General features: G+C 70.4%; 20 protein-coding genes and 1 pseudogene. 8 read left to right on the top strand and 13 right to left on the bottom strand.

Going from position 1 to position 26,428, the window contains the following annotated elements; genetic code table 11:
- Window positions 1-253: 253 nt before the first annotated feature.
- Together QEZ54_RS31140 and QEZ54_RS31135 are read left to right on the top strand one after the other, a co-directional pair.
- On the top strand, window positions 254-901 hold the full coding sequence (locus QEZ54_RS31140; protein WP_281308323.1) for a DUF2238 domain-containing protein: 648 nt from the start codon (window positions 254-256) through the stop codon (window positions 899-901).
- A 39-nt stretch (window positions 902-940) separates the two neighbouring features.
- Window positions 941-1,576 (top strand): hemerythrin domain-containing protein, encoded by a 636-nt coding sequence (locus QEZ54_RS31135; protein WP_281308322.1) that lies wholly within the window; start codon window positions 941-943, stop codon window positions 1,574-1,576.
- A 68-nt stretch (window positions 1,577-1,644) separates the two neighbouring features.
- On the opposite strand, the gene uvrB is transcribed toward QEZ54_RS31135, so the two are convergent.
- Window positions 1,645-3,780, bottom strand: coding sequence for an excinuclease ABC subunit UvrB (gene uvrB, locus QEZ54_RS31130; protein ID WP_281308321.1), 2,136 nt, complete (start codon window positions 3,778-3,780; stop codon window positions 1,645-1,647).
- A 462-nt stretch (window positions 3,781-4,242) separates the two neighbouring features.
- Between uvrB and QEZ54_RS31125 the strand changes: the two genes are divergently transcribed.
- Window positions 4,243-5,868, top strand: a complete 1,626-nt coding sequence (locus tag QEZ54_RS31125; protein ID WP_281308320.1) for a hypothetical protein — start codon at window positions 4,243-4,245, stop codon at window positions 5,866-5,868.
- Window positions 5,869-6,475: 607 nt separating this feature from the next.
- On the opposite strand, the pseudogene coaE reads toward QEZ54_RS31125, so the two are convergent.
- Together coaE and rpsA are read right to left on the bottom strand one after the other, a co-directional pair.
- Window positions 6,476-7,045 (bottom strand): annotated as a pseudogene (coaE, locus tag QEZ54_RS31120) (dephospho-CoA kinase); the annotation flags it as partial.
- 219 nt (window positions 7,046-7,264) lie between these two features.
- The gene (gene rpsA / locus QEZ54_RS31115; protein ID WP_212825688.1) at window positions 7,265-8,746 is read right to left on the bottom strand and encodes a 30S ribosomal protein S1; all 1,482 of its coding nucleotides are present in this window, start codon (window positions 8,744-8,746) and stop codon (window positions 7,265-7,267) included.
- 581 nt (window positions 8,747-9,327) lie between these two features.
- On the opposite strand from rpsA, the gene QEZ54_RS31110 reads away from it, so the two are divergent.
- The 4 genes from QEZ54_RS31110 (at window position 9,328) to QEZ54_RS31095 (ending at window position 15,202) form a co-directional block, all read left to right on the top strand.
- Entirely contained in the window at window positions 9,328-10,065 is a 738-nt protein-coding gene (locus tag QEZ54_RS31110) for a class I SAM-dependent methyltransferase (protein ID WP_281308380.1), read from the top strand.
- Window positions 10,066-10,217: 152 nt separating this feature from the next.
- A complete protein-coding gene (gene alaS / locus QEZ54_RS31105) occupies window positions 10,218-12,902 on the top strand; it encodes an alanine--tRNA ligase (RefSeq protein ID WP_281308319.1) in 2,685 nt (894 codons plus the stop codon).
- A 117-nt stretch (window positions 12,903-13,019) separates the two neighbouring features.
- Window positions 13,020-14,483 carry an amino acid permease gene (locus QEZ54_RS31100; protein WP_281308318.1) on the top strand — a complete coding sequence of 488 codons (1,464 nt, stop codon included), beginning with the start codon at window positions 13,020-13,022 and terminating at the stop codon, window positions 14,481-14,483.
- Window positions 14,484-14,698: 215 nt separating this feature from the next.
- A complete protein-coding gene (locus QEZ54_RS31095; protein ID WP_281308317.1) occupies window positions 14,699-15,202 on the top strand; it encodes a gluconokinase in 504 nt (167 codons plus the stop codon).
- A 271-nt stretch (window positions 15,203-15,473) separates the two neighbouring features.
- Here QEZ54_RS31095 and polA read toward each other — a convergent pair whose 3' ends face one another.
- From polA to QEZ54_RS31045, 10 genes are all read right to left on the bottom strand, one after another.
- A complete protein-coding gene (gene polA / locus QEZ54_RS31090) occupies window positions 15,474-18,143 on the bottom strand; it encodes a DNA polymerase I (protein ID WP_281308316.1) in 2,670 nt (889 codons plus the stop codon).
- A 37-nt stretch (window positions 18,144-18,180) separates the two neighbouring features.
- Window positions 18,181-18,576, bottom strand: coding sequence for a PPOX class F420-dependent oxidoreductase (locus tag QEZ54_RS31085; RefSeq protein ID WP_281308315.1), 396 nt, complete (start codon window positions 18,574-18,576; stop codon window positions 18,181-18,183).
- Between the two features lie 114 nt (window positions 18,577-18,690).
- On the bottom strand, window positions 18,691-19,443 hold the full coding sequence (locus QEZ54_RS31080; protein WP_281308379.1) for an amino acid ABC transporter ATP-binding protein: 753 nt from the start codon (window positions 19,441-19,443) through the stop codon (window positions 18,691-18,693).
- Window positions 19,444-19,466: 23 nt separating this feature from the next.
- On the bottom strand, window positions 19,467-20,450 hold the full coding sequence (locus QEZ54_RS31075) for an amino acid ABC transporter permease (RefSeq protein ID WP_281308314.1): 984 nt from the start codon (window positions 20,448-20,450) through the stop codon (window positions 19,467-19,469).
- 6 nt (window positions 20,451-20,456) lie between these two features.
- Window positions 20,457-21,338 (bottom strand): ABC transporter substrate-binding protein, encoded by an 882-nt coding sequence (locus QEZ54_RS31070; RefSeq protein ID WP_281308313.1) that lies wholly within the window; start codon window positions 21,336-21,338, stop codon window positions 20,457-20,459.
- A gap of 114 nt (window positions 21,339-21,452) precedes the next feature.
- Complete coding sequence (locus QEZ54_RS31065; protein WP_281308312.1) at window positions 21,453-22,163, bottom strand: ABC transporter ATP-binding protein; 711 nt, start codon at window positions 22,161-22,163, stop codon at window positions 21,453-21,455.
- On the bottom strand, window positions 22,153-22,932 hold the full coding sequence (locus QEZ54_RS31060) for an ABC transporter ATP-binding protein (protein WP_281308311.1): 780 nt from the start codon (window positions 22,930-22,932) through the stop codon (window positions 22,153-22,155). The genes QEZ54_RS31065 and QEZ54_RS31060 overlap by 11 nt, the downstream gene beginning before the upstream one ends.
- Window positions 22,925-24,088 carry a branched-chain amino acid ABC transporter permease gene (locus QEZ54_RS31055; RefSeq protein ID WP_281308310.1) on the bottom strand — a complete coding sequence of 388 codons (1,164 nt, stop codon included), beginning with the start codon at window positions 24,086-24,088 and terminating at the stop codon, window positions 22,925-22,927. The genes QEZ54_RS31060 and QEZ54_RS31055 overlap by 8 nt, the downstream gene beginning before the upstream one ends.
- On the bottom strand, window positions 24,085-25,035 hold the full coding sequence (locus QEZ54_RS31050) for a branched-chain amino acid ABC transporter permease (protein ID WP_281308309.1): 951 nt from the start codon (window positions 25,033-25,035) through the stop codon (window positions 24,085-24,087). The genes QEZ54_RS31055 and QEZ54_RS31050 overlap by 4 nt, the downstream gene beginning before the upstream one ends.
- Before the next feature lie 105 nt (window positions 25,036-25,140).
- Window positions 25,141-26,124: a branched-chain amino acid ABC transporter substrate-binding protein gene (locus QEZ54_RS31045; RefSeq protein ID WP_281308308.1), complete on the bottom strand. Its 984-nt coding sequence runs from the start codon at window positions 26,122-26,124 to the stop codon at window positions 25,141-25,143.
- On the opposite strand from QEZ54_RS31045, the gene QEZ54_RS31040 reads away from it, so the two are divergent.
- The coding region (locus tag QEZ54_RS31040; protein WP_281308307.1) for a hypothetical protein at window positions 26,125-26,428 on the top strand (304 nt) is incomplete at its 3' end.

The following is a 26,428-nucleotide window of genomic DNA, read 5'->3' as shown; positions in this document are numbered from 1 at the left end:
GTGGCGGTGAAGTGGGCGGGCCGGCTGAGCGGAGCGAATCGGCCTAGGCGGCGTAGCGCGGGGCGACGAAGCCTCGCCCGCAGCGAGCCAAGCCGCCGTCGGCGGCCAGGCAGCGGGCCGCCAGCCGCGCCACCGCGGGCACGTCGGCGGTGGTGAGCGGGCTGAACGGGGGGGTCGATGCCGGTCACGGGTGGCGGGCCTAGATCACGCACGGGGCAGCGGCGACGCATTCGTGCTGGCACCATCTGACGCCATGACCCCCGCACGCCCGTCGATATGGCTGCCGGCCGGGCACCGGCTGGTGCTGGCGGCGTTCGCGCTGCTGGTGGCGGTGTCGTGGTGGCACCCGCGCTGGCCGGCCGAGCAGGCGCTGCACCACAGCCTGACCGTGGTCGCGGTCGGCGGGCTGCTGTGGGCCCAGCACCGGCTGCGGCTGCCGCTGGGCTCGTTCGCGCTGCTGGTGGCGTTCCTGGCGCTGCACACCGTGGCGGCGCGCTGGATCTACTCGTACGTGCCGTACGACGAGTGGTTCGCCGCGCTCACCGGGCGGTCGCTGTCGGAGCGGTTCGGCTGGCACCGCAACCACTTCGACCGGCTGGTCCACTTCGGCTACGGGCTGCTGCTGGCGCCGGTGCTGGTGCGGCTGTGGCGTGACCGGGGCATGCCGTCCGGCCGGGCCTGGCTGCGCGCGGCGGAGCTGGTGCTGGCCACGGGCGCGCTGTACGAGCTGTTCGAGTGGGCGATCGCGCGCGGCCTGGCGCCGGAGGCGGCCGAGGCGTACAACGGGCAGCAGGGCGACGTGTGGGACGCGCACGCCGACATGGCGCTGGCGCTGCTCGGCGCGCTGCTCGGGGGCGCTTTCGCGGCGCTGCGACCGGGCACACATCAGCCGAACGGATGATGCGGTTTACCCCTAACGGGTCCCGGGTAGGCCGATCGCATGACTACTGACCTGCCCCCGCTCCCCCCGCTGTCTGACGAGGCCGAGCAGAACTACCAGCCCGCAGGCCAGAGCATCGTCGAGATGCTGGCCCAGGAGCACCGACAGATCACCAAGCTTTCGGCCGAACTCGCCGTGGAGGCCGCCTCGGCGTCGCCGTCGCGCCGCAAGCAGGTCGCCGAGGTGATGACGGCCGTGGTGAGCCGACACCTGGCCGCGGAGGAGCAGTACCTGCTGCCCGCCGTGCGCAAGCACCTGCCCGACGGCGACGATCTGGTGAGCCGCGAGCTGGCCGAGGACGGCGCGATCCGGCAGATGCTGCAGACGCTGCAGGCCGTGCCGCCGGAGGACGAGAAGTTCCAGGAGCTCGCGCTGGAGGTCGACCAGCAGCTGCGCCGGCACAAGCACACCGCCGACCGCCGCATCCACGGCCGCCTGGCCCAGGCCGCCACGGACGAGGAGCTGATCCGCCTCGGCAACCGGGCCGCCATCGCCGAGGAGGCGGCGGTCACCCGGCCGCACCCGGCCGCGCCGAACACGCCGCCGTGGAACCGGCTGACCGACCCGCTGCTCGGCGCCGCCGACAAGGTGCGCGACATGCTGACCGGCCGACCGACCTACCCGGACCAGCTGTGACCGACGCACAGACCCGGGCACGCAGGGGCGCACCGCACTGACGGAGCGCCCCTGCCGCCTGTCCGGGGTCAGGCGGCGGCGTCCATCTGCCGCAGCTCCTTCTTCAGCTCGCCGATCTCGTCGCGGATCCGGGCGGCCAGCTCGAACTGCAGCTCACCGGCGGCGGCCAGCATCTGGTCGGTCAACTCGCCGACCAGCTTCAGCAGCTCGGCCCGCGCCATGCCCGCGCTCTCGGCCACGATGGTGCCGCGCCGTTCGGAGGCCCCGGCCCGGCCCTTGGACTTGGTGCCCGGCACCGGCGCCTTGCCGCGCGACATCTGCCGGCCGGAGCCGCCGATCATCCCCGCCCCGGCCAGCGCCAGCTCGCTGTCCTCGGCCTCGCGGTAGATGTCGTCCAGGATGTCGTGGATCTTCTTGCGCAGCGGCTGCGGATCGACCCCGTTGGCCTCGTTGTACGCCACCTGCTTGGCCCGGCGCCGGTCGGTCTCGTCGATCGCCGCCGCCATCGACGGGGTGATCTTGTCGGCGTACATGTGGACCTCGCCGGAGACGTTTCGCGCCGCGCGGCCGATGGTCTGGATGAGCGAGGTGCCGCTGCGCAGGAAGCCCTCCTTGTCCGCGTCGAGGATCGCCACCAGCGACACCTCGGGCAGGTCCAGGCCCTCCCGCAGCAGGTTGATGCCGACGAGCACGTCGTACTCCCCGATGCGCAGCTCCTTGAGCAGCTCCACCCGGCGCAGGGTGTCGACCTCCGAGTGCAGGTAGCGCACCCGGATGCCGTTCTCCAGCAGGTAGTCGGTCAGGTCCTCGGCCATCTTCTTGGTCAGCGTGGTGACCAGGACCCGCTCGTCGCGCTCGGTGCGCAGCCGGATCTCGTGCATCAGGTCGTCGATCTGGCCCTTGGTCGGCTTCACCACCACCTGCGGGTCGACCAGGCCGGTCGGGCGGATCACCTGCTCCACGAACTCGCCGCCGGCCTGCTTGAGCTCCCACGGCCCCGGGGTGGCGGACAGGAACACCATCTGCCCCACCCGCTCCAGGAACTCGTCGAAGCGCAGCGGCCGGTTGTCCTGCGCGCTGGGCAGCCGGAAGCCGTGCTCGACCAGCACCCGCTTGCGCGAGGCGTCGCCCTCGTACATGCCGCCGATCTGCGGGATGGTCACGTGGGACTCGTCGATGACGGTGACGAAGTCGTCCGGGAAGTAGTCGAGCAGGCAGTGCGGCGGGCTGCCGGGCTCGCGGCCGTCGATGTGCAGCGAGTAGTTCTCGATGCCGTTGCAGAAGCCGACCTGGCGCATCATCTCCAGGTCGTAGGTGGTGCGCATGCGCAGGCGCTGCGCCTCCAGCAGCTTGTTCTGCCGGTCGAGCTCGGCCAGGCGCGCCTCCAGCTCCGCCTCGATGCCCGCGATCGCCCGCTCCATCCGCTCCGGGCCCGCCGCGTAGTGCGTCGCCGGGAAGATCAGCATCTGGTCGACGTCGCGCACCACGTCGCCGGTCAGCGGGTGCAGGTACGACAGGCGCTCGATCTCGTCGCCGAAGAACTCGATCCGCAGCGCCAGCTCCTCGTACGCCGGGATGATCTCCAGCGTGTCGCCGCGCACCCGGAACGTGCCCCGGTTGAACGCCAGGTCGTTGCGCGCGTACTGGATGTCGACCAGGCGGCGCAGCAGCTTGTCCCGGTCGAGCTCCTCGCCCACCCGGACCTTCACCGCGCGCTCCAGGTACTCCTGCGGGGTGCCCAGGCCGTAGATGGCGCTGACGGTCGCCACCACGATCACGTCCCGGCGCGTGAGCAGCGACATCGTCGCCGAGTGGCGCAGCCGCTCGACCTCCTCGTTGATCGAGGAGTCCTTCTCGATGTAGGTGTCCGTCTGCGGGATGTACGCCTCGGGCTGGTAGTAGTCGTAGTAGCTGACGAAGTACTCCACCGCGTTGTCGGGCATCAGCTCGCGGAACTCCTTGGCCAGCTGCGCGGCCAGGGTCTTGTTCGGGGCGAGCACCAGCGCGGGCCGCTGCAGCCGCTCGATCAGCCACGCGGTGGTCGCCGACTTGCCGGTGCCCGTCGCGCCGAGCAGCACGGTGTGCCGGTCGCCGCGGCGCACCCGCTTGGCCAGGTCCTCGATCGCCGCGGGCTGGTCGCCTCCCGGCGTGAACTCGCTGATTACCTGAAACGTGCCATCCAGGCGCGGGATCCGGTCGCTCATGCCGCCAAACCTACGCTCAACCTCCGACATGCCACGCAAGGTGACGATGGTCACGCGGGGGCAACCTATCCGGGCCCCACGCTGCGGCGATCATGCCACCGGCCGTGGGCAGCCAACTTCCGACACCCGTCGCGTACGGCAGACGACGGGTGACCCTTAGTGAGTGACCGGCTCCAATATTGCGATTGTGTGTCATCTATCACGGAGATAACGTCATGGGGTAGGCCGCTCGCGGCGGCCGTACCGGGGAGACCGGACCTCCACACCGGCCGGTTGTCACCCTCGGCGCACCGGTAGCAGCCCCGATCCGCCCCACCGCAGGATCGCTGAGCGCACCGCTGCGGTCGCGCACGAAGTGTGCGCCGACCGGCCGCCGCGAACGGTCTGACCCGTCTTCCGGGCCCGTTCCCACCCCACCGCCCCCGAACGTCACCTGTACGCGCCCGGCACGTTGCACCTGCCGTGGGTGTCACCTCCGGCCGCCGCCGCGTCGTCAATATCATCGCCTCCACCGGGCTCGTGCTCGGCCTCGCCGCCGGGTTGAGCACCGGCCTGGCCTCCTGCAGCGCCAAGAAACCGGCCGTGCCGAGCACCCGCGCCCTCGATGCGGGCGAGCTCAAGCGCCTGGCCGGGATGCGCCTGCTCAACTACGAGCAGGGCCGCGTCGGCCTGCGCGGCACCGTCGGCCCGAACGGGCGCAGGACCAAGGTCGCGGGCTGGATCGACTGGCACCGCGAACTGGTGTACCTCTCGGTCACCGACCCGGCCGACCAGACCACCCTGGTCCAGGCGACGCCGAGCGTGCTCGCGGTGCGCACCGGCGCGGTCGCCCCCGTGTCGGCCTCCGGCCGCGCCGAGTCCGCCGCCGACACCACGGCCCCCGGCATGCCGCCGCTGGAGGCGCCCGAGGACGGCTGGCGGGTACGCCCGATCCAGCTCAGCAGCGACGAGCAGCGTCCACTGGACAACCTGGTGGCGTTCCTGTTCCTGCTCGCCCGCCCCGACAAGGACCCGGCCGACCTGCTCGGCGCGCTCAAGAACCAGTGGGTACGCCACGACGCCTTCGAAGGCGTACCGGTCGACGTACTGCTCGGCCCGGCCCTGCCGCCGCAGACCGCCCCGGCCGCCGCCACCCCGTCGGCGGCCCCGCCGACCGCCTCGGGCACCAGTACCGCCGAACCGGCCGCCGCCGACCCCGACGCGGGTGAACTGGACGAGGCGAACCTGACCGAGTCAGCCGCGCCGACCGCCAGCCCCGAGCCCTCCCTCGCGCCGGACTCGCTGGAGGCCCACGGCGGCGCCGTCGGCTACTGGCTCGACGCCAAGGGCGGGCTGCGCCGCCTGGAGGCGGTGCTGGCCACCGGCCTGCCCGCCACCGTGGATCTGCTGCGCGACCAGCCGCAGGAGTTCACCCGCGCCGCGGTGCTGGGCGGCCAGCCGATCAACCCCACGAAGATCACCGAGAAGGAAGCCGAGATGCTGTCGCGGCTGCGCCAGCGCAACCTGCGCGCCCGCGGCGGCAAGGTCACGCTGACCATGCCGGTGCTGCCCGGCACGCTGCGCCTGGGCTCCGGCTGGCTGGACTGGCAGCGCCACCTGGCCTACCTGGCCGTACACGACTCCGACGACACCGAGTACGACGTGCTCGTGCACGCCGACCGGCTCGGTGTGGCCACCCGCAAGACCGGCGGGAAGGCCACCGAGGAGCCGCCGCTGCCCGCGCCCAAGGGCGACTGGGACCGCGCCCTCTGGGCCGACCTCGGCACCAAGGCCGAGATCACCGACCTGGACTACCTCATCCACGAAGCGATGTCGCTGGCCAGCGGGGCGCCCGACGAGGCCGCGCACATCCGCTCGCACGGGCGGCGGCTGCGGGTCGACGTGCTGCGCGGGGTACCGGTCGGCGTGTTCGAACTGCCCACGGCCGTCGAGGTCAACGTGCCCGCGGGGCAGGCCCGGATGCGGTACTGGATCGACAACTCCGGGGTGCTGCAGCGGCTGGAACTGCGTACCGCCACGGGCGGCTTCGCCCAGCTGGACCTGGACCTGAGCGACCCGCCACCCGCCCTCCCCATCCGCGTCAGCTGACGCCCCGCCCGCCCCGCCCCCGGCCCTCCGGGTCGGGTAAGGAAGGGCCCCTTCTTATCGCTTTGCGATGTAGAAGGGGCCCTTCTTAACGCAATCTGCGCGCGTCCTGCCCGCGTCCAAGGGACTGGTGCGCGCGCCTGTGCAGGCAAATGGCCGGGGGTCGCGATCTTCGACGCCGTGCCCGCCGCGTGATCGGTAGTCACGGACCGAATATGGGTTCCGGCGGTTGGGCCGTGCATGGATCTGACCGCCAGCAGCGATCTTGCAGCCCATTCCGCCCATGATCGCCGCCAGTGGTCAAAAGAGTGGCTTCTAGCCGGCATAACGACCGCTGACAGCGATCTTCACCAGCCCTCCGCCACCCTGCCGCCCGATCGGCCACCGCCAGCCGCACCAACCGCCGATCCGCCCCGCGGCCACCGACCCACCGCAGTCCGCCGCGCTGCCACCGACCCACCGCAGTCGCCACCGGGCCGCCGCAGTACACCCCGCTACCACCGGGCCGCCGCAGTACACCCCGCTACCACCGGGCCATCGCAGTCCGCTGGCGCAGGCACGTCGCAGTCCGCCGCGCCGGCGCAGGTGGTGATCAGCTCTGCAGCCGGGGCCAGATCTCGTCGACGGCGCTGCGCAGGTCGTCGAGGGTGCCCTCGTTGACGATCGCCATGTCGGCCACCGCCCGCCGCTGCTCGTCGGTCGCCTGGGCGGCGAATCGGGCGATCGCGTCGGCCTCGGTCATGCCTCGGTCGCGCACCAGGCGTCCCATCCGGGTCGCCTCGTCGGCGAAGACCACGATCACCAGCTCGTAATTGCCGGCCAGGCCCGCCTCAACCAGCAGCGGTACGTCGTTGACGACGACGGCGTCCGACGGTGCGGCAGCGGCCAGCTCGGCGGTTCGCGCCCGTACGCGCGGGTGGATGATCGCCTCGAGGTCCCGGCGGGCGGCCTCGTCGCCGAAGACCAGCTTCCCGAGCGCGGGCCGGTCCAGCGACCCGTCGGCAGCCAGCACACCGCTCCCGAACCGGGCCACCACCTCGGCGAGCCCGTCAGTGCCGGGCGCGACGACCTCCCGCGCGATCCGGTCCGAGTCGATCACCACGGCGCCGCGTTCGGCCAGCAGGGCCGCCACCGCGCTCTTGCCGGAGCCGATACCCCCGGTCAGTCCCACCCATCGCACGCGACCCATGGTCGCACGCCGCCGAGACCGTTCAACTTGCCGGGCAACCGAGCGAATCATGGACCGTCATACCCCCGATTGCCCGGCAACTCAGCTGCGCCCCGCAGACCGGGAACGGGACCGGCGGGCGGGCAAGGGCCGCGGGCCGGGGGACAGAGAGGCCGGTGGCCCCGGACTCCGTGGAGTCCGGGGCCACCGGCTGTAGAACTACCGCCTACCTCAGGCCTTGCCGCCGGCGAGCTTCTCGCGCAGGGCGGCCAGGGCCTCGTCGGTCGCGAGGGTGCCGCTGGGCTCCTCCGCCGCCTTGGCCGGGACCGGGGTCGAGGTGGAGACGTTGCCGCTCGGAACCTCGCTCGCCGCGGCGGCGTCGGCCGCGCGGGAGGTCTGGACCTGCTTGGTGTGCGCCTCCCAGCGCGTGCGGGCGTCAGCGTACTGCTGCTCCCACTGCTCGCGCTGCTTCTCGAAGCCCTCGAGCCACTCGCCCGTCTCCGGGTCGAAGCCGTCGGGGTAGATGTAGTTGCCCTCGTTGTCGTACGTGGCGGCCATGCCGTACAGCGTCGGGTCGAAGTGCTCCTCGCCCTCGACGAAGCCCTCGTTGGCCTGCTTCAGCGACAGCGAGATGCGGCGACGCTCGAGGTCGATGTCGATGACCTTGACCATGACGTCCGAGCCGACCTGCACGACCTGCTCCGGGATCTCCACGTGGCGCTCGGCCAGCTCGGAGATGTGGACCAGGCCCTCGATGCCGTCCTCGACGCGCACGAACGCACCGAACGGAACCAGCTTGGTGACCTTACCCGGCACGATCTGCGTGATCGCGTGGGTACGGGCGAACTGGCGCCACGGGTCCTCCTGCGTCGCCTTGAGCGACAGGGAGACGCGCTCGCGGTCCAGGTCCACGTCGAGAACCTCGACCTCGACCTCGGTGCCGACCTCGACGACCTCGGACGGGTGGTCGATGTGCTTCCACGACAGCTCGGACACGTGCACCAGACCGTCCACGCCGCCGAGGTCCACGAACGCGCCGAAGTTGACGATCGAGGACACGACGCCCTTGCGGACCTGGCCCTTCTGCAGCTTGTTCAGGAACTCGGTGCGCACCTCGGACTGGGTCTGCTCGAGGTAGGCGCGACGCGAGAGCACCACGTTGTTGCGGTTCTTGTCCAGCTCGATGATCTTCGCCTCGAGCTCGCGGCCGACGTACGGCTGCAGGTCACGGACGCGGCGCATCTCGACGAGCGAGGCCGGCAGGAAGCCCCGCAGGCCGATGTCCAGGATGAGACCACCCTTGACGACCTCGATGACAGAGCCACGGACGACGCCGTCGTCTTCCTTGATCTTCTCGATGGTGCCCCACGCCCGCTCGTACTGCGCGCGCTTCTTGGAGAGGATCAGACGCCCCTCCTTGTCCTCCTTCTGGAGGACCAGGGCCTCGATGTGATCACCGACGGTGACGACCTCAGCAGGGTCCACATCGTGCTTGATCGACAACTCACGCGAGGGGATGACGCCCTCGGTCTTGTAGCCGATGTCGAGCAGGACCTCGTCCCGGTCGACCTTGACGACGGTGCCTTCGACAATGTCGCCGTCGTTGAAGTACTTGATGGTCTCGTCGATCGCGGCGAGGAAGGCCTCGTCCGAGCCGAGATCGTCGAAGGTGACCTTGTTGGCGCTCGAGGTGGCCTCGATGCTGCTCGTCATGTGGACTGTTGCTCCGTCGGATGGGTGTTCAGTGTGACCCAGTGGTGGTTCCACTGCCGCGCCCGCTCGTCTACGCTGCGGACGTCCGGGGCTCCGGGTGTCCGGGAACCGGGCGTCCGTCGCGACAGCGGGTCTGCTCCATGCCGAGAACCGCGGACGTGCGAGTGCATCGAACAGCTTACCGTGCCCATTACCACACGACGCAACCCCACCCCTCCCGTGACGCTCCCCTCTTCCTGATTCGGGAGCGTCCGTAGGGATTGCGGCCAGATTGTCGCCTGCATCACACCCCTGCTCACGCCCCGTCGCGCGCCCTCGGCAAGGGCGCGGTATCGGGAGAAGTGCAGCGGTCGCAGCCGAGATTTGAGCACTTTCCCGGAAACCGCACGCGACATCGCGGCACCGGGCGGGGCGGTCGCGCGGGACGGGTCCGGGCATCGGTGACAATGCACTCCGTGACGTCTGATCACTTCGTCGACGAGTCGACTGAGACCGGGGCCCAGTCCGAGCCCGACTACCCCGACGACACCGCGCAGGTGTCGCGCCGCCCCGCGTCCCGGCGGGAGAGCGTACGGGCGAACATGCGCTGGTGGGACGGCGCCGCCGACGCATACCAGGCCGAGCACGGCTCGTTCCTGGGCGGGTCGCGGTTCGTGTGGGGGCCGGAGGGCCTGGACGAGGCCGAGGCCGGGCTGCTGGGCGCGGTCAAGGGCGAGCGGGTGCTGGAGCTCGGCTGCGGCGCCGGGCAGTGCGGGCGCTGGCTCACCAGCCAGGGGGCGTACGTGGTGGGCCTGGAGCTGTCCGGGCGGCAGCTGCACCACTCCCGCCGCCTGGACGCGCGGGAGGGCGTCGCGCTGCCCGTGGTGCAGGCCGACGCGCAGGCGCTGCCGTTCGCGGACGCGTCGTTCGACCTGGTCTGCTCGTCGTACGGCGCGCTGCCGTTCGTGGCCGACGCCGCGTCGGTGCTGCGTGAGACCGTCCGGGTGCTGCGCCCGGGCGGGCGGCTGGCCTTCTCGGTGACCCATCCGCTGCGCTGGTCGTTCCTCGACGACCCGACCGAGTCGGGGCTGGTGGCGGTGCACCCGTACTGGGACCGGCGCGCCTACGTCGAGGAGGACGAGCACGGCGTGCCGACCTACGTGGAGCACCACCGGACGGTCGGCGACTGGGTGCGGCTGCTGGCGACGGCCGGGCTGGTCCTCGACGACCTGGTCGAGCCGGAGTGGCCCGAGCACAACGACCAGGTGTGGGGCGGCTGGAGTCCGCTGCGCGGCCGGCTGATCCCGGGCACCGCGGTGTTCCTGGCGCACCGCCCCTGACCTGCCCCTCCGGACCGCCGTCCCGGGCGGGGTCCGGGGGCGGTGTCGGTTCGCGGGGGGTAATAGGCCCGGCGGTAGCATGGCAAGTTGCATCGGACGGGGTGTTTGCCCACCTCGCCATATTCGTACCTGACGATCGGAAGGCCGTTTCCATGCTATCGGCAGAGATCCGCAAGCGTTGGCTCAGCTACTTCGAGCAGCGTGGCCACCAGGTGGTCGAGTCGGCGTCGCTCATCGCCGACGATCCCACCCTGTTGCTGATCAACGCCGGTATGGCGCCGTTCAAGCCCTACTTCCTGGGTGAGATCCCGGCGCCGTGGCCCCGCGCGACCAGTGTGCAGAAGTGCGTGCGGACCACCGACATCGAAGAGGTCGGCAAGACCACCCGGCACAACTCGTTCTTCCAGATGTGCGGCAACTTCTCCTTCGGCGACTACTTCAAGGAGAAGGCCATCCCGATGGCGTGGGAGCTGCTGACCAGCTCCACCGCCGACGGCGGCTACGGCCTGGACCCCGACCGCCTGTGGATCACGGTCTACCTCGACGACGACGAGGCCGAGGACATCTGGCACAAGCAGGTCGGCGTGCCGAAGGAGCGGATCCAGCGGCTGGGCATGGCGGCCAACTTCTGGTCGATGGGCGTGCCGGGGCCGTGCGGCCCGTGCTCGGAGATCAACTACGACCGCGGCCCGTCGTTCGGCCCCGAGGGCGGCCCGCTCAAGGACACCGCCGGCGACCGGTACCTGGAGATCTGGAACCTGGTGTTCATGCAGAACATCCGGGGTGAGGGCTCCTCCAAGGAGGGCTACCCGATCGTCGGGGACCTGCCGAGCAAGAACATCGACACCGGCCTGGGCCTGGAGCGGCTGGCCACGCTGCTGCAGGGCGTCGACAACCTGTACGAGATCGACACCACCCGCCCGATCCTGGACCTGGCCGCGCAGCTGTCCGGCAGCCGCTACGGCGCCGACCACAAGAGCGACATCTCGCTGCGCGTGGTCGCCGACCACGTCCGCACCGCGACCATGCTCATCGCCGACGGCGTGGTGCCCAGCAACGAGGGCCGCGGCTACGTGCTGCGCCGCATCCTGCGCCGCGCCATCCGCAACCTGCGCCTGCTCGGCGCGCACCAGCCCACCATGCACGAGCTGGTCGGCAAGACCATCGGCATCATGGGCCCGCAGTACCCGGAGCTGGAGACCGACCGCAAGCGCATCGACACCATCGCGGTGGCCGAGGAGGCGGCGTTCCTGCAGACGCTGAAGTCCGGCACCTCGATCTTCGACCTGGCCGCGGCCGAGACGAAGGCCAAGGGCGCGACCGTGCTCGCCGGCGACCAGGCGTTCCAGCTGCACGACACGTACGGCTTCCCGATCGACGTCACCCTGGAGATGGCGGCCGAGCAGGGCCTGTCCGTGGACGAGGACGGCTTCCGCCGCCTGATGAAGGAGCAGCGCGACCGGGCCAAGGCCGACGCGAAGGCCAAGAAGACCGGCCACGTCGACGTCTCGGCGTACCGCGAGGTGCTCAACAGCTCGGGCCGCTCGGACTTCCTCGGCTACACGCAGACCTCGGCCGAGGGCAGCGTCCGCGGCCTGCTGGTCGCCGGCGCCCCCGCCAAGGCGGCGTACGAGGGCCAGGAGATCGAGATCGTCCTGGACCGCACCCCGTTCTACGCCGAGGGCGGCGGCCAGCTCTCCGACCAGGGCATCATCGAGCTCGGCGGCGGCGCGGTGATCCACGTCGACGACGTGCAGACCCCGATCGACGGCCTGGTCGTGCACCGCGGCCGCGTCATCAGCGGCGAGGTGGCGCTCGGCGCCGACGTGCAGGCCCAGATCGACCTGGAGCGCCGCCGCGCGATCTCCCGCTCGCACACCGCCACCCACCTGGTGCACAAGGCGTTCCGCGACGCGCTGGGCGAGTCGGCCGCGCAGGCCGGTTCGGAGAACGGGCCGGGCCGGTTCCGCTTCGACTTCACCACCCCGGGCGCGGTGGCCCCGTCGGTGCTGCACGACGTCGAGCAGCGCATCAACGAGGTGCTGATCGCCGACCTGGAGGTGCACGCCGAGGTCATGCCGATCAAGCAGGCCCGCGAGATCGGCGCCGTGGCGATGTTCGGCGAGAAGTACGGCGAGCAGGTCCGCGTGGTCACCGTCGGCGACTACTCGCGCGAGCTGTGCGGCGGCACGCACGCCAACCGCTCCGGCCAGCTCGGCGTGATCAAGCTGCTGAGCGCCGCGTCGATCGGTTCGGGGGTACGCCGCGTCGAGGCGCTCGTCGGCACCGACGCGTACCGCTTCCTGGCCCGCGAGCACGCCCTGGTCGCGCAGCTCACCGACGCGCTGAAGGTGCGCCCGGAGGAGCTGCCGGACCGGGTCGCGGGCATGGTCAGCCGCCTGCGCGAGGTCGAGAAGGAGATCCAGAGCCTGCGCGCCGCCCAGGTGCTCCAGGCGGCGGGGACGATCGCCGACAGCGCGTCCGACGTCAACGGCGTGGCCGTGGTGGTCCGGCACCTGCCCGAGGCCGACAACGCCGACGACCTGCGCACGCTGGCGCTGGACGTGCGCAACCGGCTGTCGGCGCGCCCGGCCGTGGTCGCGGTCAGCGGCGTCTCCGGCGACCGCCCGGTGGTCGTCGTCGCGGTCAACGACGCCGCTCGGGACCTGGGCGTCAAGGCGGGCCAGCTGGTCCGTACCGCCGCGAAGATCCTCGGCGGGGGCGGCGGCGGCCGCGACGACGTCGCCCAGGGCGGCGGCACCAACGTGACGGCGATCCCCGAGGCGCTCGGCGAGATCGAGCGCACCGTGGGCGAGCTGGCGGCGGCGAAGCGCTGACCTGACCCTCCCTTTAGCAGGGGCGGCACCCGGCCGGGTGCCGCCCCTGCTTCTTTGAGCGGATCAAGTTGAGCGATCACGCCCAGTGGGCAGTCTGTACGCGCGTACGCTCAAAACGTGAGCAACAGCATATTTCGGACGAAGTCGGTGGAGCAGTCCATCGCAGAGACCGACGAACCCGGTCACCGCCTCAAGAAGGAACTGACCGCGTTCGACCTCACGGTCTTCGGCATCGGTGTCATCATCGGCACGGGCATCTTCGTGCTCACCGGCAAGCAGGCCGCGATCAACGCGGGCCCGGCGATCGTGATCTCCTTCATCCTCGCCGCGATCGTGTGCGGGCTGGCGGCCCTCTGCTACGCCGAGTTCGCCTCGACCGTGCCGGTGGCCGGATCGGCGTACACGTTCTCGTACGCCACCCTGGGCGAGTTCATCGCCTGGATCATCGGCTGGGACCTGGCGCTGGAGCTCGGCCTGGGCGCGGCCGTGGTGGCCCGCGGCTGGTCCAGCTACCTGCACTCGCTGCTCAACCTGCCGGACTGGCTGGCCGGCGACAAGGCCATCCCCGACTTCGGCGCGATCTTCATCGTGTTCGTCTGCGCCGCCCTCGGCGTGATCGGCGCGAAGATCTCCGGTCGGGTCACCGCGGTGCTGGTCGCGATCAAGATCGCCGTGGTGCTGTTCGTGATCGCGCTGGGGGCGTTCTTCATCAAGGCCGCCAACTACTCGCCGTACATCCCGCCGGCGGTGCCCGCCAAGACGGAGGAGGGCGGGGCCGCGCCGCTGATCCAGCACCTGCTCGGCATCACGCCGCAGCACTACGGGCTGTGGGGCATCCTGGCCGCGTCCTCGATCGTCTTCTTCGCGTACATCGGCTTCGACATCGTCGCCACCACCGCCGAGGAGACCAAGCACCCGCAGCGCGACCTGCCCCGCGGCATCATCGGCTCGCTGGTCATCTGCACGGTCCTGTACGCGGCCGTCTCGTTCGTCATCACCGGCATGGCCAACTACAAGCAGCTGGACACCGGCGCCCCGCTGGCGCTGGCGTTCGAGCTGGTCGGGCAGGACTGGGCGGCCAAGCTCATCTCCCTCGGCGCCATCTGCGGTATCACCACCGTGGTGCTGGTGCTGATGCTCGGCCAGGCACGCGTGCTGTTCGCCATGTCGCGCGACCGGCTGCTGCCCGAGAAGCTGGCCGCGGTGCACCCGCGCTACGGCACGCCGTGGATCATCACCATCGTCACCAGCGTGATCATCGCGATCCTGGCCGCGTTCCTCGACCTGACCAAGCTGTCCGAGCTGACCAGCATCGGCACGCTGTTCGCGTTCGTGGTGGTCTCGATCGGCGTCGTCATCCTGCGCAAGACACGGCCCGACCTGCACCGCAGCTTCCGGGTGCCGTGGGTGCCGTTCCTGCCGATCGTGGCGGTGCTGGCCTGCCTGTGGCTGATGGTGAACCTGCCCGTCGACACGTGGATCCGGTTCGTGATCTGGATGGCCGTGGGCCTGCTGCTGTACTTCCCGTACGGCCGCCGCCACAGCCGCCTGGCCCGCTCCTCGACCCCGTCCTACGACTGAGTGGCCGCAGGGAGCACCAGGCCTCCTCCAAGATCGCTGTTTTCGGTCGTTCGGTGCGGCTGTAGCTCACCGAATGACCGGGGACGGCGATCTTTCGGCGTCGGAGGACCGATCCGGGAGGGTCGTGGGCCGGGAGGGTCGTAGGCCGGGAGGGTCGTAGGCCGGGAGGGTCGTGGGCCGGGAGGCGGCTGTGGCGGTGGGCTAGTGTCAGGCGCGTGAGTGATACGCCCGTACTGGTCATGGGAGTCTCCGGCAGCGGCAAGACCACCATCGGCACGAACCTGGCGCTGCGACTCGGGGCGGCCTTCCAGGACGCCGACGACCTGCACCCACCGGCCAACAAGCAGAAGATGCACGACGGCATCCCGCTCACCGACGCCGACCGCGAACCGTGGCTGCTGGCCTGCGCGCAGTGGCTCGCCGCCCAGGCAGGCGACGGCCGACCCGCCGTCCTGGCGTGCTCGGCGCTCAAACGCCACTACCGCGACCGGCTCCGCGCCGCCGCACCCGACCTGCGGATCGTCTACCTCGACGGCGACCGGGAACTGCTCGCCGCCCGCCTGGGCCACCGCCCCGGCCACTTCTTCAACCCGGTGCTGCTCGACTCGCAGCTGGCCGAGCTGGAGGTACCGGGCCCGGACGAGAACTCGATCGCCTTGCCGATCACCCTGTCCCCCGCCGACCTCGTCGACCGCGCCACCACCGCCTTGACCACCTGACCCACCGCGCCCACCTGACCCGCCGCCGTCGCGGGGCGGGTCCTCGCGCCGTCGTAGGTGCAGTTTCGGGGAAAGTGCTGGAAAAGCGGGCTCGATTCCTGCAGTTTCCCCGAAACTGCACCCTCCGAGCGGCGGGCCCCACCGGCGGACGGGTGTCCAGGAAGCTGTGCCCGCGACGCACCGTCGAGCCGTGCCATAGGTTCATGATCGACGGGAAAGGGGTGCGCCCCGCCTGCCGGGAGGCGGGGCGGGGCGCGGTGGGGCGGGTGGGTCAGTGGTCGGCGGCGTTCCAGTCGGGGCCGGAGCCGACAGAGACCTCCAGCGGGACGGAGATGTCGACGGCGCCGGCCATCTCGCGGCGGGCCAGCGCCTCCAGGGCCTCCCGCTCGCCGGGGGCGACCTCGAACACCAGCTCGTCGTGGACCTGGAGCAGCATCCGCGAGGCCAGGCCCTCGGCCTTGAGCGCCTTCTCGACCCGCAGCATCGCCAGCTTGATCACGTCGGCGGCCGACCCCTGGATCGGGGCGTTGAGGGCCATCCGCTCGGCCATCTCGCGCCGCTGCCGGTTGTCGCTGGTCAGGTCGGGCAGGTATCGGCGGCGCCCCAGGATGGTGGCCGTGTATCCGTCCTTGCGGGCCTGGTCGACGACCGCGTGCAGGTAGTCCCGCACGCCGCCGAAGCGGGCGAAGTAGTCCTCCATCAGCCCGGTCGCCTCGGCGGTCGAGATGCCCAGCTGCTGCGACAGGCCGTACGCGGAGAGGCCGTAGGCCAGGCCGTACGACATGGCCTTGATGCGGCGGCGCTGCTCGGCACTGACCTCGTCGGTGGCGAACACCTTCGAGGCGACCGTGGTGTGCAGGTCCTCGCCGGAGGCGAACGCTTCGATCAGCCCGGCGTCGCCGGACAGGTGCGCCATGATCCGCATCTCGATCTGGCTGTAGTCGGCGGTCAGCAGCGACTCGTACCCGGTGCCGACCACGAAGGCGCGCCGGATGCGGCGGCCCTCCTCGGTGCGGATCGGCACGTTCTGCAGGTTGGGGTCGGTGCTGGACAGGCGGCCGGTCGCGGCCACGGTCTGGAAGAACGTGGTATGGATGCGGCCGTCGTCGCTGACCGACTTGAGCAGGCCGTCCACGGTCGACTTGAGCTTGGCGACATCGCGGTGGCGCAGCAGGTGCTCCAGGACCGCGTGCCCGCTCTGCTGGTAGAGCCACTGCAGCGCGTCGGCGTCGGTGGTGTAACCCGTCTTGATCTTCTTGGTCTTGGGCAGGTTCAGCTCGCCGAACAGGATCTCCTGCAGCTGCTTGGGCGAGCCCAGGTTGAACTCGCGCCCCACCGCCGCGTACGCCGCCTGCGCGGCAGCCTTCACCTCGGCCGCGAACGTCGACTCCAGCTCCGACAGGTACTCGGTGTCGGCGGCGATACCGGTGCGCTCCATGGCGCCGAGCACCCGCACCAGCGGCAGCTCCAGCTCGGCCAGCAGCCGCTCGCCCCCGTCGGTGCCCAGCTCGGCGCCGATCGCGTCGACCAGGTCCAGGGTGGCGCGGGCGCGCAGCATCAGCGCCTCCTCCGCGGCCCGGTCGGGGGCGGCGTCGCCGAAGTCCAGGGTCAGCTGGCCGTTGCCGGCGGGCGCCTCAGTGCGCAGCTCCCGGTGCAGGTAGCGCAGCGCCAGGTCGGCCAGGTCGTAGGAGCGCTGGTCCGGCCGGGCCAGGTAGGCCGCCAGCGCGGTGTCGCTGGCCAGCCCGGCCAGGGTCCAGCCCCGGGCCTGGAAGGCGAGCATGGCCGGCTTCGCGTCGTGGATGACCTTGGGACGCTGCGGGTCGGCCAGCCACGCCGCCAGCGCCGTCTCGTCGGCCGGGTCCAGCCCGGCCGGGTCGCACCACGCCGCCGCCTGCTCGGCGGCCAGGGCCAGGCCGGTCAGGTTGCCGGTGCCGCGGCCGAAGGTGCCGCCGACGGCCACGCCGATCGTGCCGCCGCCGTGCTCCTCCAGCCAGGCGGCGAGCGCGCCGGGCTCCTCCAGCACCGTGCCGTCGAGTTCGAACCCGGCCTCGGCCTCCGGCTCGGCGGTGTCGAGGTACTGGTAGAGCCGGTCGCGCAGCACCCGGAACTGCAGCGTGTCGAACACCTGGTGCACCGCCTCGCGGTCCCAGCTGGTCCAGTGCGACTCGTCCAGCGGCAGCGGCAGCTCGAGGTCGTCGCGCAGCTTGTTGATCTGGTGGTTGCGCATCACCCCGGCCAGGTGCTCGCGCAGGCTGTCCCCCGCCTTGCCCTTGATCTCGTCGACGTGGGCGATGACGCCGTCCAGGCCGTCGTACTGCGTGATCCACTTGGCGGCGGTCTTGGGGCCCACGCCGGGCACGCCGGGCAGGTTGTCGCTGGACTCGCCGACCAGGGCGGCCAGGTCGCGGTAGCGGTCGGGGCCGACACCGTACTTCTCGGTCACCGCGGCCGGGTCCATCCGGGCCAGGTCGGAGACGCCCTTCTTCGGGTACAGCACGGTCACGTCCTTGGTGACCAGCTGGAACGCGTCGCGGTCGCCGGTGCAGATGAGCACCCGCATCCCGGCCTCGCGGCCCTGCCGGGCCAGCGTGGCGATGATGTCGTCGGCCTCGAACCCGGCCAGCTCGACGTGGCGCACCCGCAGCGCGTCGAGCACCTCCTGCACCAGGCTGACCTGGCCCTTGAAGTCGCTCGGGGTCTCCGAGCGGCCCGCCTTGTACTCGGCGTACTGCTCGGTGCGGAACGAGTGGCGCGACACGTCGAAGGCGACGGCGATGTGGGTGGGCCGCTCGTCGCGCAGCACGTTGATCAGCATCGAGGTGAAGCCGTACACCGCGTTGGTGGGCTGGCCGGTGCTGGTGGAGAAGTTCTCCACGGGCAGGGCGAAGAAGGCCCGGTACGCCAGCGAGTGGCCGTCGAGCAGCAGCAGGGTCTCGGTCACCCGACGAGCTTATGCCCTGCCTCCGACGGGTTCGGCGCTACGGGGTCCGGGGCGCGGCCGGATCGGTGATGCGCACGCCGATCGTGCCGTCGACGCCGCGGCGGACGCGGCTGCCCCACAGGGTGATCCGGCCCAGCAGGCCGTACTTCTTGACGAGCAGCTGCCGGACCTCTGCGGTGGCCTGGGCGTCCATCAGCCGGGCGCGGGCCGGGATGGTCGGGCCGGTGACCTTGCCGCGTACGTCGCAGTCGCTGATCGTCACCTTGCTGCTGCGCCGCAGCCGCTTGACCTTGCCGCTGTCGGAGACGGTCCACACCACGATGTCGGCCCCGTCGCGCACGGCCCACACCGGCGTCGGCACCGCCCGCCCGTCCTTGCGGAACGTGGTCACCAGCAGGTAGTTGCCGAACTCGAGATCCGCGACGGTAGGCATACCCCGCACCCTACCGCCCCGGTTTCCGCGAGTCGATCAGGAAGCTGTGCCCCCGACACACCGTCGAACCGTGCCATATGTTCATGATCGACGGGAAAGGGGGGTGGGGCGCGGCTAGAGGACCTTGCTGAGGAAGTCGCGGGTGCGGGGGTGCTGGGGGTTGGACAGGACCTCGCGGGGGTTGCCGGATTCGACGACCACGCCGCCGTCCATGAAGATGAGCTGGTCGCCGACCTCGCGGGCGAAGCCGATCTCGTGGGTGACGACGACCATGGTCATGCCGGAGCGGGCCAGGTCCTTCATCGCGTCCAGGACGTCGCCGACGAGTTCGGGGTCCAGGGCGCTGGTGGGCTCGTCGAACAGCATCAGCTTCGGGTCCATGGCCAGGGCGCGGGCGATGGCGACGCGCTGCTGCTGGCCGCCCGACAGCTGCGACGGGTAGTTGCCCGCCTTGTCGGCCAGGCCCACCCGCTTGAGCTGCTCCATCGCGTTGCGCATGCACTCGGCCTTGCTCCGGCCCTTGACCGTGGACGGCGCCTCCATCACGTTCTCCAGCGCGCACATGTGCGGGAACAGGTTGAAGCGCTGGAACACCATGCCGATCTCGCGCCGCTGCGCGGCCACGGCCTTGTCGTGCAGCTCGTGCAGCTTGTCGCCGCGCTGCTCGTACCCGATGAGCTTGCCGTCGACCCAGATCCGGCCCGAGTCGATCTTCTCCAGGTGGTTGATGCAGCGCAGGAAGGTCGACTTGCCGGAGCCGGACGGGCCCAGCACCACGCAGACCGTGCCGCGCGGCACCGTCACGTCGATGCCGCGCAGCACCTCGACGTGCCCGAACGCCTTGTGCACGTTGTCGGTGCGCACCATCGGTTCCTCAGGGGCGGCGTGGCTCACATCGGCTCCCCACCGTGCTCGGCGGCCAGGCCCTTGAGCTTGATCTTGGCCTGGCCGGAGCGGCCGTAGCCGCGCCCGAAGTGCCGCTCGAGGAAGTACTGCCCGACCAGCAGCAGGCTGACCAGGAACAGGTACCACAGGATCGCCGCGACGTACATCGGGAAGATCTGGAAGGTGCGCTTGCCGATCGCGTCGAGCTGGAAGAACAACTCCATCGTCACCGGTACGACGATGAGCAGCGAGGTGTCCTTGAGCATCGCGATCGTCTCGTTGCCGGTCGGCGGGATGATCACGCGCATCGCCTGGGGCAGCACCACCCGGCGCAGCGCCTGGAACCGGCTCATGCCCAGCGCGGTCGCGGCCTCCTGCTGGCCGGGGTCGACCGACAGCATGCCCGCCCGCACGATCTCGGCCATGTACGCCGCCTCCGACAGCGCCAGGCCCAGCACGCCGACGGCGAACCCGCTGAGCAGCGCCCGGGTCTCGAAGCCGCCCACCCGCCAGGTCGCGTTCTCGATGCCGAACAGCCCGCCGATCCACCGGTCGAACGGCACCCCGAACTCCAGCCGCGGCCACAGGATGCCCAGGTTGCCCAGCACGGCCAGCAGCACCAGCCGCGGCACCGCCCGGAAGAACCAGGTGTACGCCCACGAGGCGCCGCGCAGGATCGGGTTCTCCGACAGCCGCGCCACCGCCACCAGGATCCCCAGCAGCACCCCGATGATCATCGAGACCACGGTGATCGACACGGTGCCCCACAGGCCGCGCAGCACCGGTGGCGTTAACATGTGCTCGAACATGAACTGCCACTGGAAGGCGCTGTTGGTCAGCAGCAGGTGCAGGAACATCGCAGCCAGCAGCGCGATGACCGCGATCGCCACCCAGCGGCCCGGGTGCCGGACCGGGATCGCCTTGATCGGGTCGGCCGGTCGCGGCGCCGGCAGCGGGGCCGGCGAGGGCGAGGGCGAGGGCGCGGTCATGGCGGACTACGGGTTGATCTGGGAGCTCGGCACCGCGCCGCCCGCGACGCCCCACTGGTCCAGGATCTTCTGGTACGAGCCGTCCTTGATCAGCGCGTCCACGGCACCCTGGAGCGCCTCGGCGAACTGCTGCTGGTCCTTGGGGACCACGTACCCGTAGGGCGCGGCGTCGTAGATGTCGCCGATCAGCTCCAGCTGCCCGTTGGACTGCTTGACCGCGTACGCCGCGACCGGCGAGTCGGCCAGCATCGCGTCGTCCTTGCCGGAGACGACGGCCGCGGCGACCTGGTCCTGGCCCGGGTACGGCTCGATGGTGATCTCGGGCTTGCCCGCGGTCTTGCACGCCTCGTTCTTCTTGGCGATGTCCTCGGCCTGCACCGTGTCGCGCTGCACCGCGATGCGCTTGCCGCACGGGTTGTTCGGGTCCACCCCCGCCGGGTTGCCCGTCTTGGCGGCCCACTGGGTGCCCGCGTTGTAGTAGCTCACCATCAGGGCCTGCTTGACGCGGTCCGGGTTGACGGTGAACGACGAGACGCCGACCTCGTACTTGCCGGAGCCGACGCCCGGGATGATGTCGCCGAAGGTGGCCGGCTGGAACTCGACCTGGAGGCCGAGCTTGGCGGCCACCGCCCGGAACAGGTCGATGTCGAAGCCCTGCACCGTCTTGCCGTCCTCGGCCAGGAACTCGTTCGGGGCGTAGGTCGCGTCCGTGCCGACGAGCAGCTTGCCGTCGGACTTGACCGCGTCGGGCACCTTCGCCGCCAGGGCCGCGTCAGCCGATACGCTCGGCGTCGCCGCGGACGGGCTGTCGCCACCGCCGCCGCAGGCGCTCAAACCGAGGGTCAGGGCGGCCACGCCGACCGGGATCAGTCTCTTGAGCACGTACATCCCCTTTGCGTACCGTATGTAGATTCACGGTAACGCAAAGTGAGACCCCGTAAACGCAACTGCGCGGAAGCTGCCCCGAATCCGGGGGAGCTTCCGCGCAGTCGGCGTTGCCCGTCAGGCGACGCCCAGGTAGGCCGCCTTCACCGCGGGGTCGTGCAGCAGGTCCGCGCCCGTCCCCTCCTTGACGATGGAGCCCGTCTCCAGGACGTACGCCCGGTGCGCCCGCGACAGCGCCTGCTGCGCGTTCTGCTCCACCACCAGCACGGTCGTGCCCTGCTTGTTGATCTCCGTGATGATGTTGAAGATCTGCTGGATCAGCATCGGCGCCAGGCCCATCGACGGCTCGTCGAGCAGCAGCAGCTTCGGCCGGCCCATCAGCGCCCGGCCCACCGCCAGCATCTGCTGCTCACCGCCGGACAGCGTGCCGCCCTGCTGCTTGATGCGCTCCAGCAGCCGCGGGAACAGCCCGAACACCCGCTCCATGTCGGTGGCGATCCCGGCGGCGTCGCGTCGCATGTACGCGCCCATCTCCAGGTTCTCCTTGACCGTCATGCCCGGGAACACGCCCCGGCCCTCCGGCGACTGGCAGATGCCCCGCACCACGCGCAGGTCGGCGCGCAGCTTGGAGATGTCCTCGCCGTTGAAGCGGATCGCGCCGGAGGCGATCGGCCGCAGGCCGGAGATGGCCCGCATCGTGGTGGACTTGCCGGCGCCGTTGGCGCCGATCAGAGCCACGATCTCGCCCTCGTTGACGTGCAGGCTGATGCCGTGCAGCGCCTGGATCCGCCCGTACAGCAGGGTGATGTCGTCGATCTCAAGCAGCATCGGGAACTCCCAGGTAGGCCGCGATCACCTTCGGGTTGTCCCGCACCTCGGCGGGGGTGCCCTCGGCGATCTTCCTGCCGAACTCCAGCACCACGATCCGGTCGGTGACCTCCATGACCAGGCGCATGTCGTGCTCGATCAGCAGCACCGTCACGCCCGAGTCGCGGATCTTGCGGATCAGCTCCAGCAGCGCCACCTTCTCGGCCGGGTTGAAGCCGGCGGCCGGCTCGTCCAGGCAGAGCAGGGTCGGGTTCGTGGCCAGCGCCCGGGCGATCTCCAGCCGCCGCTGGTCGCCGTAGGGCAGGTTGCGGGCCAGGTCGGACGAGCGGGCGGTGATGCCCACGAAGTCCAGCAGCTGCTGCGCCCGCTCGGCCGCGCTGCGCTCCTCCCGCCAGAAGCGGGGCAGCCGCAGCAGCGCGCTTGGCACGCTGGCCTGGTGGTGCGCGTCCGCGCCGACCAGCACGTTCTCCAGCGCCGTCATCTCCGGGAAGAGACGGATGTTCTGGAACGTGCGGGCGATGCCCATCTTGGTGATCCGGTTGCGCTTCTGGCCCGGCACCCGCTTGCCCTGGAACCGGATGTCGCCCTCGGTCGGCAGGTACACGCCGGTCATGGCGTTGAAGCAGGTGGTCTTGCCGGCGCCGTTCGGGCCGATCAGGCCGAGGATCTCCCCCTCGTAGAGGGTGAAGTCGACCTTGTCCAGCGCCACCACGCCGCCGAAGCGGAGCGTGACGTTGTCGACCTCCAGCAGTGGCTTGCGCTCACTCACCGACGGCCACCTCCTTCTGCCGATCCTTGAACTCGGCCTCGCGGGCCCGGTTGGGCCAGATGCCCTGCGGCCGGAAGATCATCATGACGATCAGCACCAGGCCGAAGACCAGGTAGCGGTACTCGGTCGTGTTGATCTCCACACCCACCAGGTCGCCCAGGCCGCGGATCCACTCCGGCACGTACCAGACCAGGAAGCCGCCCAGGATGGAGCCGGGGATGCTGCCCGCGCCGCCCAGGATCACCGCGGCCAGCACCAGGATCGAGTTCTCCAGGCCGAACGTGGTGGAGTTCATGAAGTTGACCTTGCTGGCCCACAGCGCACCGGACAGCCCGCCGATCGAGGCACCGATCGCGAACGCCCACATCTTGAACTTGAACGTCGGCACGCCCATCAGCTCCGCCGCGTCCTCGTCCTCGCGAATCGCCACCCAGGCCCGGCCGACCCGGCTGTTCTGCAGGTTCCGGACCCCCAGGACCACGATAACGATCACCGTCAGGACGAGCCAGTAGTACGGCTTGGGGTCGACGAAGCCGAAGATCGGCTCACCGTCGATCTCGCCCGGAGGGTGCGGGATGCCCGAGATGCCCCGGTCACCGTTGGTGACCCACTCCGACTGCATCGCGATCACACGGATCATCTCGGCGAAGCCGAGCGTCACGATGGCCAGGTAGTCACCGCGCAGGCGCAGCGTCGGCCAGCCCAGCAGCACACCCGTGCACAGGGTCACCAGCACCGCAAGCGGCAGCACCAGCAGCCACGGCAAGGGGCTGTCGAGCCAGTGGTACTCGGTGATCAGCTTGCTCGCGGGCGAGGTCAGCAGCGCCATCGTGTACGCGCCCACCGCGAAGAAGCCGAAGTAGCCGAGGTCCAGCAGGCCCGCGAAGCCGACCACCACGTTGAGGCCCACGGCCAGCAGCACGTAGACGGCCGAGTCGAACAGCACCGTGCTGAAGTCCGAACTCTGCGTCACCAGCGGGTTGTAGAAGCCCGGCGGGTCGGCGAACCAGCCCAGCGGGATCGCGTAGAAGAACGTCACCAGCGCGAGGATGGCCAGCCAGCGCTGCCACGCCGGCAGCGCCCGCAGCCGGGCCGAGAAGCCCCTGCGCTGCGCCGTGCCGTTGGTCTTGGTGACCCCGTTTCCGTTGCCGCTCATGCGCGTGCCCTCCCCAGCGACTCACCCAGGATGCCGGTCGGCCGGAACATCAGCAGCGCGATCAGCGCGATGAACGCCACCAGGTCACGGAAGTTCGAGCCGAACAGCGCCGAGGCGTAGTTCTCCACCACGCCGAGCAGCAGACCGCCCAGCAGCGCACCGCGCAGGTTGCCGATACCGCCCAGCACCGCCGCGGTGAAGGCCTTGATACCCAGCAGGAAGCCCACGTTGAACTTGGTGTAGCCGTACTTGATGTTCCAGAACACGGCGCCGACGCCGGCCATCACCCCACCCAGGAGGAACACCAGGCCGATGATGCGGTTCTTGTTCACACCCATCAGCGCGGCGGCATCCGGGTCCTGCGCCACCGCGCGCACACCCCGACCCATCCGGGTCTTGTTGATGAACCGGTCCAGACCGACCATCATGAGCAGCGCGCCCACGACGATCACGATCTGCACCGCGGTGATGTCGGCGCCGAGCACCCGGAACAGCACCTTGTTCGAGACCGTCTCCGGCATGCCGTACGGGGCACGGTCGGTGTAGATGCCGACGATCTCCATGATGACGTAAGAGGCGCCGATGGCACTGATGAGGAACGCCAGGGGTGGGGCGTTCCGCCGCCGCAGCGGGCGGTAGGCGGCGAGTTCGACCAGCACCGCGGTGCCCGACGAGGCCGCCACCGCGGCGATCAGGCCCACGACCAGCACGCCCGCGCTGAGCAGGACGCCTGCGGGGCTGTGGTTCTGGTCGAACCCGAGCGCCTGCCAGGTGAACATGGCGGCGAACGTGCCGACCATGAAGACCTCGGAGTGGGCGAAGTTGATGAGGCGCAGTACGCCGTAGACGAGGGTGTAGCCGAGGGCGACGAGTGCGTAGATGGCGCCCATGGTCAGCCCCGTGACGGTCAGTTCCGAAAAGTTCCGGAACAGCTCGGAGAAATCCACGTGGTGCTCCTGGTGAGAGGGCCTAAGGGTCGTGGCCGGGAGCCAGTTGCTCCCGGCCACGACAGATCACGAATCCGCGGTACGCGAACTGATCATGCGATCAGGTCAGCCCTTGGGGATCTCGACCTTCGGAACGACAGCGCCGCCCTTGACCTCGAACGCCCACACCAGAACCTGGGTCGGGTCGAGCTCGCCGTTCTTCTCGAACTTGTAGGTCACACCCGTGGCAGCGCCGACGGCGTTGTAGCCGTCCACGAAGGCCAGCAGGTCGGCACGGGTGGTCTTCCCGGCCTTGATGCCCGCGATGAAGATGTTGGTGATGTCGTACGACACGTCGGCGTAGGTGCCCGGCTCGGCGTTGTTCAGCGCCTTGTAGTCGGCCACGAACGTGCCCTTGGCCGCGGTGGCCGGGGCGCAGGGGCAGGTCAGGACGGTGCCCTCGGCGGCCGCGTCGCCCGCGACCTTGACGAAGTTGGCGTCGTTGACGCCGTCACCGGCGACCATGGTGCCGGTCCAGCCGGCGGCACGCAGCTGCTTGAGCAGCAGACCCGCCTCGGTGTAGTAGCCACCGTAGAACAGCGCGGTCGCGCCGCTGCCCTTGACCTTGGCCACGGTCGCGGCGAAGTCGGTCTGCTTGACCTGGACCTTGTCCTGGCCGGCGACGGTGCCCAGCACCTTGACGACCTCGGTCGACAGACCCGCGCCGTACGCGGACTGGTCGTCCACGACGTAGGTCTTCTCGGCCTTCAGCACGTCCTTGATGTAGCGGCCGGCCGCCGGGCCCTGGGCCAGGTCGTTGCCCACGCCACGGTGGAAGACGCCCCAGTCCTTGTCGCTCAGGCTCGGACGGGTCGCGGACGGGGTGATCATCGGCAGGCCGGCACCCTTGAAGGTGTCCAGGCTCGCCTCGGTCTCGCCCGAGAACGCCGGGCCGATGATGCCGACGACCTTGGTGTCACCGGCGGCCTTGGCGGCCAGCGCCGGGGCCTTGGCCGGGTCGCCCTGGGAGTCGTACTCCTCGAGCAGGACCTTGCAGTCCGCGTGGTCCTTGTTGTACTGCTCGATCGCGAGCTTCACACCGTTGCGCATGTGAATACCCAGACCGGCCGCGTCGCCCGTCAGAGCACCGAAGAAGCCGATCTTCAGGTCGCAAACCTTCGAACCGGCACCGGGGGTGTCGGCGTCGTCCTTCTTGCATGCCGCGGCGCCGCCGGCGACGAGCGCCAGAATGGCGACGCCCCCGAGCACCCGTGCGAGTTGCTGCCTCAAGGCTGGAACCCTCCTCCATCCGAGATCCGGGTCGATCCACCGCCGCCTGGCGGCGACCGGGCACCGGACCAGACCGTGTACCACGATCTGGGCTGGGACGTTATCCCAACCGGCGCCGAAGTAG

The sequence above is a fragment of the Catellatospora sp. KI3 genome (genome assembly GCF_029948125.1).
In the GTDB taxonomy this organism is placed as follows: domain Bacteria; phylum Actinomycetota; class Actinomycetes; order Mycobacteriales; family Micromonosporaceae; genus Catellatospora.
This window is presented reverse-complemented; position numbering and strand designations above follow the sequence as displayed.